Source organism: Saccharomonospora iraqiensis subsp. paurometabolica YIM 90007, assembly GCF_000231035.2.
In the GTDB taxonomy this organism is placed as follows: Bacteria; Actinomycetota; Actinomycetes; order Mycobacteriales; family Pseudonocardiaceae; genus Saccharomonospora; species Saccharomonospora paurometabolica.
Map to the genome: position 1 here is coordinate 143,781 of NZ_KI912247.1, position 10,694 is coordinate 154,474.

At 73.6% G+C, this 10,694-nt stretch carries 8 protein-coding genes; 6 read left to right on the top strand and 2 right to left on the bottom strand.

Features of this window, described 5'->3' with window-relative positions; all coding sequences use genetic code 11:
* The 3 genes from SACPADRAFT_RS27920 to SACPADRAFT_RS0214955 form a co-directional block, all read left to right on the top strand.
* A partial coding sequence (locus SACPADRAFT_RS27920; RefSeq protein ID WP_040924394.1) for a TM0106 family RecB-like putative nuclease occupies nucleotides 1-1,240 on the top strand: 1,240 nt, incomplete at its 5' end.
* Nucleotides 1,241-1,340: 100 nt separating this feature from the next.
* Nucleotides 1,341-1,667 carry a DUF6247 family protein gene (locus SACPADRAFT_RS0214950; protein ID WP_007025052.1) on the top strand — a complete coding sequence of 109 codons (327 nt, stop codon included), beginning with the start codon at nucleotides 1,341-1,343 and terminating at the stop codon, nucleotides 1,665-1,667.
* A gap of 198 nt (nucleotides 1,668-1,865) precedes the next feature.
* Complete coding sequence (locus SACPADRAFT_RS0214955; RefSeq protein WP_007025053.1) at nucleotides 1,866-3,650, top strand: gamma-glutamyltransferase family protein; 1,785 nt, start codon at nucleotides 1,866-1,868, stop codon at nucleotides 3,648-3,650.
* 46 nt (nucleotides 3,651-3,696) lie between these two features.
* On the opposite strand, the gene SACPADRAFT_RS34005 is transcribed toward SACPADRAFT_RS0214955, so the two are convergent.
* Nucleotides 3,697-4,371, bottom strand: a complete 675-nt coding sequence (locus SACPADRAFT_RS34005; RefSeq protein ID WP_007025054.1) for a hypothetical protein — start codon at nucleotides 4,369-4,371, stop codon at nucleotides 3,697-3,699.
* Nucleotides 4,372-4,553: 182 nt separating this feature from the next.
* On the opposite strand from SACPADRAFT_RS34005, the gene SACPADRAFT_RS34010 reads away from it, so the two are divergent.
* Complete coding sequence (locus tag SACPADRAFT_RS34010; protein WP_007025055.1) at nucleotides 4,554-5,009, top strand: hypothetical protein; 456 nt, start codon at nucleotides 4,554-4,556, stop codon at nucleotides 5,007-5,009.
* Nucleotides 5,010-5,286: 277 nt separating this feature from the next.
* On the opposite strand, the gene SACPADRAFT_RS0214965 is transcribed toward SACPADRAFT_RS34010, so the two are convergent.
* On the bottom strand, nucleotides 5,287-6,654 hold the full coding sequence (locus tag SACPADRAFT_RS0214965) for an alginate O-acetyltransferase AlgX-related protein (protein ID WP_007025056.1): 1,368 nt from the start codon (nucleotides 6,652-6,654) through the stop codon (nucleotides 5,287-5,289).
* A gap of 7 nt (nucleotides 6,655-6,661) precedes the next feature.
* Between SACPADRAFT_RS0214965 and SACPADRAFT_RS0214970 the strand changes: the two genes are divergently transcribed.
* Both SACPADRAFT_RS0214970 and SACPADRAFT_RS27930 read left to right on the top strand, forming a co-directional pair.
* On the top strand, nucleotides 6,662-8,218 hold the full coding sequence (locus tag SACPADRAFT_RS0214970) for a class I SAM-dependent methyltransferase (protein ID WP_007025057.1): 1,557 nt from the start codon (nucleotides 6,662-6,664) through the stop codon (nucleotides 8,216-8,218).
* A gap of 36 nt (nucleotides 8,219-8,254) precedes the next feature.
* Nucleotides 8,255-10,694: glycosyltransferase (locus tag SACPADRAFT_RS27930; RefSeq protein ID WP_007025058.1), on the top strand; the 2,440-nt coding region annotated here is incomplete at its 3' end.

Below are 10,694 nucleotides of genomic sequence, written 5' to 3' on the forward strand. Positions count from 1 at the left end.
CGCGCACACCACGGAGCTCCCGGAGCTCGACCCGGACCGCGCCGGGGCGGACGAGGGCCGCAAGGTCCGTTCCCATCCGCGCGACCAGCTCCGGCTCGCCCATCTGCACCGGCTGGCGGAGGCCGCCGGCGTCGTCGAGCCGGGGCGTGCGCTGGGCGGGGTCATCGGCCTGGACGCCGACGTCGTCGTGTGGCACGACCTGAACGCGCCCACATGGCCGGGCGGGCGCAGTGCGCTGGACGAGTACGACGAGCGGTTCGCCGACCGGCTGGCGGTGGCACGGGCGGCCGCGAGCCGGTCGGAGGCGCTGGCCGAACCGTCCCGGGTGCTGGAGTGCAAGGGCTGTCCGTGGTGGCCGGTGTGCGAGAGCCGGTTGACCGCCGCGCGGGACGTCAGCCTCGTCGTGCGGGGTGAGGACGCCGTGCAGCTGCGGCGGGCCGGGATCACCACGGTGGACAAGCTCGCCGCGCTGGACCCGCAGGGGGCGTCGCCGATCCAGTGGACCGCGGCCACGTTCACCGACGCCGTGGCGCTGGCCCGGGCGTGGTTGGCCGACCTTACGGTGGTCCGCAGGGTCGAGCGGGTGCACGTGCCCCGCGGGGACGTCGAGGTGGACATCGACATGGAGAGCTTCGGCGACTCCGGCGCGTACCTGTGGGGCGCACTGCTGACCACCGCGCCGGGGGTGGACCTCGGCATCGAACCCGGATACCACGCCTTCGCCACCTGGGAGCCACTGCCGACCCCGGACGAGGGGAACTCGTTCGCGCGGTTCTGGACCTGGCTGTCCCACGTGCGCGCCGCCGCGGCGGCGGCCGGGCTCGGCTTCCGGGCCTACTGTTACAACGCCATGGCGGAGAACCGCTGGCTGTACTCCTCGGCGGAGCGCTTCGCCGGGACCGGGGGCGTGCCCTCCCGGGAGGAGGTGCGCGCGTTCGTCGAGTCGGACGAGTGGGTCGACCTTTTCCGCGGTGTCTCCGAACAGTTCCTGTGTGCCCGGGGCAAGGGGCTCAAGGTCGTGGCGCCGGTGGCCGGGTTCGCCTGGCGCGACCCGGAGGCGGGGGGCGAGGCGTCGATGCGCTGGTACCGGGAGGCCGTCGGGATGGACGGTGGGACGCCCGACGCCGGGCAGCGGGAGCGCCTGTTGCGCTACAACGAGGACGACGTACGGGCCACGCACGCCCTCCGGGAGTGGATGAGCGGCCCGGCCGCGACGGTCCCGTACGTCGGCGATCTCTGACATCGCCGGGCCTGTGCACCCGGTCCCCACCGCGCCCCGGTCGCGTGGCGTCGTGCGTCGGCGCTGTCGGCTGTCGGTGGGTGCGGCTATCGTGGCGGGCATGAGTGCACCACACGCCGAGGAACCGTCTCCGCGTCGGCATCGGCTGGCTCCGGGCGCGTCGCCTGCGGCGATTCGGGCAGCGCTGCTGCCCGAGGACCGCGGCGCGTTCGACGCGGCCTACACCGCGGCGCTGGACGAGGCCCGCGCCAGCCTGGAGTTGACCGCACTGCTGGACCTGGTGGAGTCCTGGCGTAGGTTCGCCGCACTTCAGGCCGATCGGGAGAACTTCGCGCGCGTTGCGCGCCGGGCCGCTGAGCTGCGCACCGGCGATCCGGTGCCCGCCGACGAGCCGTTGTCGGTCACCCGCACGAAGGCGGGACTGTAGGTCCTGGTCTTCGAGGTGCAGTGGTTCGGCTGACGCCGTTCGACGGTGGTCAGGTCCGGTCGGAATGCGCAACCCGGCGCTCCGGGGCGTAGCCGTAGCGGCCCCGGTTTGCGGGAACCCACCGCCCGCCCCGGCATTCGCTCCTCCTTACGGAGAGATTGGTCGGAAGTTAGTTGAGCGAACGAACTTGTCACCCGTATGGTCGACATCGTGTTCACCTCCCGACCGGAACTCGCCGGAACCCACGGCATGGTCGCCTCGACCCACTGGCTCGCCTCCAGCACCGGGATGGCCGTGCTGGAGGACGGCGGCAACGCCTTCGACGCCGCCGTGGCCGCGGGGTTCGTCCTCCAGGTGGCGGAGCCGCATCTGAACGGGCCCGCGGGCCAGGTGCCCGCGCTGTTCTCCGTGGCGGGGGAGGCGACGCCCCGGGTGCTGTGCGGGCAGGGCGTGGCCCCGGCGGCGGCGACGCCGGAACACTTCGCCGGGCTCGGGCTCGATCTGATCCCCGGCAGCGGGCTGCTCGCCGCGACCGTGCCGGGTGCGTGGGACGCCTGGCTGTTGCTGCTGCGCGACCACGGCACCAGGGACCTGCGGGAGGTGCTGAAGTACGCGATCTCCTACGCGTGGCAGGGCGTTCCGGTCGTCTCCCGGATCACCGACACGATCGACGCGGTGGCGGGGTTGTTCACCCACCACTGGCCCGGGTCCGCGGAACTGTGGCTGCCCGGCGGTGAGGCGCCCACCCCCGGGTCGCTGCACCGCAACCGCGCGCTCGCCCGCACCTGGCAGCGGCTGCTCGCCGAGGCCGAGACCCGTCGGGGGCGGGAGGAACAGATCGACGCCGCCCGCCGGGCCTGGTCGCACGGCTTCGTCGCCGAGGCGATCGACACCTTCGCCCGCCGGGCGTTCCGCGACGACTCCGGCGCCGACCACGCCGGCCTGCTCACCGCCGACGACCTCGCAGGCTGGGAGGCCACCTACGAGGACGCGGTGATCAGTGACTTCGGGGAGTGGAGCCTGGTCAAGTGCGGGGCGTGGACGCAGGGCCCGGTGTTGGCCCAGCAGCTCCGGCTGCTCGAAGGGTTCCGCGACGAACTGACCTTCCGCGACGGTGTCCCGGACGCGACCACGGTCCACCTGGCGACCGAGTGCGCGAAACTCGCCTTCGCCGACCGGGAGGCGTACTACGGCGACACCGGGCTCGACCTGGCCGGGCTGTTGTCCCCCGAGTACGCCGCGCGGCGCCGTGCGCTGGTCGGCCAGGAGGCCGACGACCGGCTGCGACCGGGTGGTCCGGACCCGCGGCTGCCGGAGGTGCTGTCCCGCACCCGGGGACAGGACGCCGGTGGCGGGGCGGTCGGCGAGCCCACCGTGGACCCGGCCGGGGGGACCCGGGGCGACACGGTGCATCTCGACATCGTGGACGCCGCGGGCAACATGATCTCCGCGACCCCGTCCGGCGGCTGGTTGCAGTCCTCGCCCACCATCCCGGAGCTCGGGTTCTGCCTCGACTCGCGGGCGCAGATGTTCTGGCTGGAGCAGGGGCTGCCGAACTCGCTGGCCCCGCGCAAGCGTCCCCGCATCACCCTGTCACCGTCGATGGCCCTGCATCACGGCCGACCGGCGCTCGCGTTCGGCACCCCCGGCGGTGACCAGCAGGACCAGTGGCAACTGTGCTTCTGGCTCGCCCACGTGGTCGGCGGGTACAACCTGCAGGAGTCGATCGACGCGCCCGCCTGGCACACCACGGCGTTCCCCAGTTCCTTCCATCCGCGGGCGTGGCACCCCCGGGAACTGGTCGTGGAGTCCCGGCTGGGCGCGGAGACGCTCGCCGAGCTGGCCGAACGCGGGCACGAGGTCGTCGACGCCGGGCCGTGGTCGCTCGGCCGGCTCTCGGCGGTCTCCCGGGACCGCGCCACCGGCCTGCTGCGCGCGGCGGCGAATCCGCGCGGGATGCAGGGCTACGCGGTCGGCCGCTGACGCCCGCCCGCCGCATTCCGCGGCCGGGCCCGGCGGGCGTCCGCCCTCAGAAGTCGGTCGTCGAGGGCGGGGCGTGGGCGATCTGCTCGTCGCGGATCTCCACGAACATGTCCCGTACCCGGTCCGGGTCGTCCCCGAACACGTCGAGCACGATCACGCGGTCGTAGAGCGCGTAGGCGGTGCGGTAGAAACTGTTGCCGTCGTCGGGGGAGGCGTAGGCCGGCACGCCCTGCAGGGACAACTCCCGGGAGTGCGGGATACTGCCGTTGACCTGGGTCTTCCCGTATTCCTCGACCATGGACACCGCTTCGGCCTGGTCGCCCACCTCGATGGCGTACAGGCCGATCGTGACCTCCTCGTCCACGATCGTGGTCCGGAGCAGGCCCTTGCCCAAATCGGTCTCCAGCAGTGCCTCGGCGAACGACCTCGGGAGGACCTCGCGGTCCAGCATCGTCTCCCGGTCGAACTCGCCACCGCCGTCGCGGGTCTCCCCGGGCAGGTCGATGAGGGCCGAGGGGTTGTCGGTCGGCGTCTGCTTCGCGGGCGGTGGGCTCGGCAGCGGCGAGCTCGTCGGCGAGGGCGGCGGGGCGCTGGAGATCCGGCTCATCCGTCCGGGCTCCCCGGCCAGGCCGCCTTCCTCGTCCGGGTCGTCCCCGGAGCCGCTCAGCAGCCACACCACGAGGCCGCCCCCGGCCAGCAGCACCACCGCGAGCACGGCCAACGCGATCCGCCTGCCCGCCCCCGGCGAGGCGGGCTCGTCGAACGCCCCCGGGACCCTGGCTGGGGTGTCCGTGGCGTCAGCGGCGGGAAGGACTCACCGCCCCACGGCGGGGCCGGATCCTCCGGGGCGGCGTTCCACGGTCGCTGCTGCGGGCCGGCGAACCCGGCGGGTGGGGAGGCGGGGTGCTGCGCGGGCTGCCCCGGGGGAACCGGCTGTCCCGGCTGGGCCGGTTGTCCCGCCGGTGGCTGAGGTGCGGACTGCTGCGGAAATCCGCCCGCGGGGGAGCCGGGCTGTCCCGGCGCTGCCGCCGGGTGCGGGTGGGCCGTGGGGTCGGCGGGCGAGACGACCTGGGTCGCCTCCGGGCGGCCCGGCTGTGCCTGCTCCTCCCGGGGTCCGTGCTGCGCACCCGGTTGTTGTGCCGGCTGTGCCGGTTGGTGTTGCGCCGGTTGGTGCTGTGCGGGCGGATTCTGCTGCGGTTGGCTCGACGGGGACTGACCGGCCTGCGGTTGGCCGGACTCCGGGGGTTGGCCGGGCTGCGGTTGGCCGGGCTGGGGCTGGCTCGGTTGTCCGCCCGCGACCGGTGCGACCACCTGGGTCGAGTCCGCCTCGCCCGGTGCTTGTTGGGGGTCCTGGGGTGAGCTGACCGCCGAGGACAGGATCTGGTCGCGGCGGGCGCGGTACTCGTCCGCGGAAAGGTTGCCGGACGCCAGATTCTCGTCCAGCTTGCGTAGGTCCTCCTGCCAGGTCACCCCCGGCCCCCCTTCGGGCAGTCTCGTGTCACCGACGTCGGTGGACGTCCTCGCCTGGTCGCGGCCCGCCACCGCATCCGGCAGGGACCACGCCCAGGTAACTTACTGCGTGGTCGCGGGCCCGCTGTAGTCAGATCGGATGTCACCCGAGGTCGACATCGGGTCGTTATCTCGGGTGACGTGCCAGCGTGGCGGCGAGGGTGTCCAGGGCGGAGTCCCGGAGCAGCGCACTTCCGCCGCCCGCGATGATGCGTTCGACGAACTGCACGACGACGACGTCACGATCGGCCAACAGTTCCGCGATCTCCCGTCCGGAGGACAGGGCGAGCGTGTTGTGGTGCACCACCCGCAGGTCGCCCACGGTCGCGGCCAGATACGGCGTGGCGAACTGCGTGAACGAGTCGGCGAGGACCCCGACGGGGCGTCGCACGGTCCCCTCGGCCGCCGGTCCGGTCTGTTCCAGGTGCAGGGGCTTGCGGAAGTTGCTGCCGACGTAGTCGGTGCGGTCCCCGTTGCCGTCGGGCGCGAGGGAGAACGCGTCCAGCCCGCGGTCCAGATGTTTCCCGTGCAACCGGGGCACATCGGCCACCCACGGCCTGCGTCCGTTCCGCTCGACCTCCCACGACTCCGTGCTGCCCGGCGCGAGGCGCTCGGCGAGTGCGTAGGTCATGGTGAGCCCGCCCGCGAACGTCCAGTGGCTGTCCAGCGGCCCGTACACCGGCGCCCCGAGGCGTTCGTCCGCGTGGTGCAGTGCGGGCCGGAGATCGATCGCCCCGGTCGCCGCGGGCACCCGCTCCCAGAACTCCCGCGTGCGGGCCTCGGTGCACTCCTTGCCGAGGTAGTCGTCCGGCAGGTGCTCCGGGGCCATGGTGGTCTTGTCCGGCGCGAAGACCAGTTCGAACTGTCTGCCCGAGGACTCGACGGCCCGGCGCAGCCGGTCCAGCCGCCGGATGACCTCGTCGACATCATGCACCGGGAAGCACTTGTGTGTCATGTCGTCGCCGAGGTAGTACCAGCCGTCCGTGCCGAGGACCGCGCGCGGGAAGTGCTCCTTCGGCACCTCGGGGGTCCGATCGGACTTGTGGTCCGGTGGGCCGGTCGGAGGTTCCACCCCCACGGGCCCCTCCCGGCCGCCCGTGTCCGCCCCCGCACCGGGCGGATCCCCGAAGACCCCGGTGCTCACGGCCTCCGCGGCGCGCACCCCGGCCTCGCGCAGCGGCAGGTGATCGGTCGCCCAGGCCGGCAACCCGGTGAAGAACCCCCACCCGTCGCCCGGGCCGGGGAACTCGGCGAGCTGCCGGTTCTCGAACTCCGCGGGACGCACCCCGAGCACGAACGCCAGTGCCGGGGCGAGGAAGAAGACGACGGCACACACGAGCGCCCCGCGTTGGCCGCGGCTGTGCCGGGGGCGGTAGAGGCTGTGTTCCCGCGGCAGCCACGACTCGGGGGTCGGTGGCAACCGCGGCCGCGCGGGCGGGGGCGCATGCCGCTCCGGTGGCGGGGAGGCCGGGTTCGCCGGGGTACCGGGGAGCACGGCCAGTATGGTAGCGCCGGAACCCGGGGGGAGAGGCCGGATCGCCGGAGTCGGCGGTGTCCGCGTCGACCGGACCCGGGGGACCGGGGGACCGGCGACGGGCGGCCGGGAGAAGCGGCGAAGGGACAGCGTGCGGGCACACGGGTCGGACTACGAACGGCGGCTGGCCGTCGAGCGGGACACCTTCGCCGGGCAGGTCGACGTGCACGGCGGACTGCCGGACTCGGCGCACCACTGGTCGCGGCGCCATCTGCTGCCGAAACTGCGCGAGCTGGGCGTGGCCGACCTCGACTCCCTGGTGACCGACACCCTCCGCGCCCGCGCCGCCGAGGCCCGCGCCGCGGGCCGGGACGCCGTGGTGCTCTCGCTCGGCAGCGGCAACGGGGATCAGGAGCTGCGGTGGCTCGGGGAGCTGGTGGCCTCCGGGGTCGACAACGTGCGCCTGCGGCTGCTGGAGGTCAACCCGGAGATGCGGCAGCGTGCCGCCGAGGCCGCGCACGAGCGCGGTCTGGACGCGCGGGTGGAACACCTCGACGCCGACCTGAACACCTGGGAGGCGGAGACCGACCACGACGTGATCGTGGCCTATCAGGTGCTGCACCACGTGCTCGATCTCGAACACCTCGGCGCGCAGCTGCGGAACGGCCTGCGCGCCGACGGGGTCCTGGTGGTCCACGACATGATCGGTCGCAACGGGCACCGCCGGTGGCCGGAGGCGCTGGAGGTGATCGAGCGGGTGTGGGCGACCCTGCCGCCGGAGCTGCGGCGCAACGCCGTCACCGGCGCGGTGGACGAGCACTTCGTCGACCTCGACTGCGCCGCCGACGGCTTCGAGGGCATCCGCGCCCAGGACGTGCTGCCCGTGCTGCGGGAGTTTCTGCACCCCGGTCTGTTCCTGACGCTCGGCAACGTGATCGACCCGTTCATCGACCGGGTGTATGGGCACAACTTCGACCCGGCCGAGGCCGCGCACCGGGCGTTGCTCGACGACCTCGGCACCCTCGACGACACCCTGATCGATCTCGGCGTCGTCACCCCGACCCGGATGACCGCGCTGTTCCACCCCCGGCCGCACGAGCTCCGCGCCTACCGCGGCCGGACGCCGGAGCGGTCGGTGCGCCGCACCGGGGTCGTGGACACCGGGGGGCGGGTGTCCTTCCACCCCGACGCGGCGGACCCGCAGCGGCTCGTCGGCGGGGCCGGTCTCGCCGTCGGGCGGCTGCACGGCGTGGAGCACGACCGCTGGGTCGGCCGGGCGGCCACCCTCCCGGTCCGGACCACCGCGGCCGTGGAAGGCGTCGACGTCGAGGTTTACGTGCCCGAGTGGATGCCGGGGCCGGGCACGCTGACGCTGACGGTGGACGGGGACCCGGCGGGCACGATCGCCGTCGGGCACGGGAGGACCGGGGCCCGGACGGCCGTGACCCTGCCCGCGCACCGGTCGGTCGAGCTGACCCTCTCCGCCGACTGGTGGGCCGTTCCCGCGGAAATCGGGGCCGGTGACGACCGTCGGAGCCTGTCGTACGTGTTGACCGGACTCGCCCTGCGCGAAGCGGGAACCTGACACCGCGCCCCCGACGGTGGGCGCTACTGTGCCCGCATGACTACGGGGGCTTCCGGGACGGGCGAACGGTCGGTTGAATCGGCGGAGGGCACCGAATCGGCGGAGGGCACCGGGTCGGCGGAGGGCACCGGGTCCACCGGGGAGCGGACGGACGCCACGGGTGCCGCACCCTTCCGCGACCCGGTGCCCGTGAACGACCCGGTGTCCACGGACGGGGACGCGCTGCGGCTGCGCCTCGAGCGTTACGCCACGGAGCGGGACTGGCTCCGGGAGAACAACGGGACGCTGCGCTCCCGGGTCGACGCCCTGGAGGAGGAGAACGCCACGCTGCGGGCCCACCAGTCCGCCCTCGCGCAGAAGCTGATCGGCCGGTACCGCGGGATGATCGAGCGGGCGGCCCCCCGGGGCACCATCCGCCGGGACCTCTACGAGAGCGCGTTGGGCAGGCCGAAGGGTGTCGCGCCCGCCCCACGGCTGGAGACCGGTCCGGTGACGGTGTCCACCAGCGCCGAACCGGTGGTCAGCGTGATCATCCCGGTGTACGGGAAATGGCCCTGGACCCGGCGCTGCCTCGCCTCGATCGCGCGGCGTCTCCCGGTCACGCCGTTCGAGGTGATCGTGGTGGACGACGCCTCCCCGGACGACACACCGGAACGGATCGCCTCCTGCGAGGGCGTGCGGTTGGTGCGCACCGGGCGCAACAGCGGGTTCATCGGTGCGTGCAACCTCGGCGCCGGGCACGCACGCGGCGAGCTGCTGATGTTCCTGAACAACGACACCGAGGTCCACGACGGGTGGCTCGACGAGTCGGCCGCGGTGCTGCGGGACAACCCCGGCATCGGCCTCGTCGGGTCCAAGCTCGTCTATCCGAACGGGACACTTCAGGAATGCGGGGGCATCGTCTGGGCGGACGGGTCCGGGTCGAACTACGGCCGGGGCAGCCCCGCGGACGAACCGCGCTTCGCGACGCTGCGGGACGTCGACTACTGCTCCGGCGCGGCCCTGCTGGTGCGCGGGGACGTGTTCCGGGCGGTCGGTGGCTTCGACCCGCGCTACGCGCCCGCCTACTACGAGGACACCGACCTGGCCTTCGCGGTGCGCGCGGCCGGGTACCGCACCGTGGTGCAACCGGCGTCGGTGGTCACCCACGACGAGGGTGTGTCGAACGGGACCGACACCGCGCGCGGGGTGAAGCGCTACCAGCGACTCAACCGCACCGTCTTCGCGGAGAAGTGGGCGCACGCCCTGGTGACCCACCGCGCCAGGGCGAGCAGACGCAACCTCTGGGCCGCGCGCAGCCGGACCGCGCAGGGGCACGACGGGGGATTCGTCGTCGTGGCCGACCACCGGTTGCCGCGCACCGACGAGGACTCCGGCTCGGTCCGGATGATGCGGATACTCGAACTGCTCGTCGGTCTCGACCAGCGGGTGGTGTTCTTCCCCGGCGACGACGACCTCGCCGACCTGCGCTACGCCGGGCCGCTGTACCGGGCGGGGGTGACCATCGTCGGTGACCGGCGGCAGCAGGAGGAATTCGTGCGCGACGTCGGTCCGGAGATCCGGCTCGCGGTGCTGTCCCGGCCACAGGTCGCGTGGCAGTGGCTGGAGCCGCTGCGCGAGCACGCCCCCGACTGCACGATCGCCTACGACACGGTCGACCTGCACCATGTACGCCTGGGGCGGCACGCGGAGCTGGCGCGCTCGCTCGGCGACACCGTGGAGGCCGGGTCGCTGCGACGGCGCGCGGAGGCGCTGCGGCAGCTCGAACTCGGGTTGGCGCGGGCCTGTGACGTCACGTTCACCGTGTCAGACACCGAACGCGACCTGCTCGCCGTGGAGACACCGGAGGCCCGGGTCGAGGTACTGTCCAATGTGCACGACGTCGACCCGGCGCCGGCGTCGCCGCGGGGACGGTCCGGGGTGCTGTTCGTCGGCGGGTTCGACCACCGGCCCAACCGGGACGCCGCGCGCTGGCTCGTCGAGGAGGTCCTGCCCGAGGTGCGTGAGCGGCACCCGGACGCCGTCGTGCACATCGTCGGCAGCAACCCGCCCCGCGAGGTGCTCGACCTGGAGAGCACGGACGCCGACGACGGGTCCGTGGTGGTGCACGGGTGGGTGGACGACCTCGCCACGATGTACGACGGGGCGCGGGTGGTGGTCGCCCCGCTGCGATTCGGTGCCGGCGTCAAGGGCAAGGTCGGTGAGGCGATGGCGCACGGCGTCCCCGTGGCGGCCACGACGGTCGCGGTGGAGGGGATGGGTCTCGTCGACGGCGCGGACGTGCTGGTCGGGGACACGGCCGGGCTCCTCGCCGACCGCATCGCCACCCTGCTCGACGACGACGGGGTGTGGCGGCGGCTGTCGGAGGCGGGCAAGCGGGCCGTCGACGCCCGGTTCGGCCCGGAGGTGGCCGGGAAGACGCTGGCGGCGTTACTGCCCGGGGCCGGGCAACAGCGGCGGCTGCCGGGGACCCACG

Bases quoted from the DNA above. Each gene is read 5' to 3' on its own strand.
- SACPADRAFT_RS0214950 (WP_007025052.1), top strand. From the start codon at position 1,341: ATGAGTGCACCACACGCCGAGGAACCGTCTCCGCGTCGGCATCGGCTG.
- SACPADRAFT_RS0214955 (WP_007025053.1), top strand. From the start codon at position 1,866: ATGGTCGACATCGTGTTCACCTCCCGACCGGAACTCGCCGGAACCCAC.
- SACPADRAFT_RS0214970 (WP_007025057.1), top strand. From the start codon at position 6,662: ATGGTAGCGCCGGAACCCGGGGGGAGAGGCCGGATCGCCGGAGTCGGC.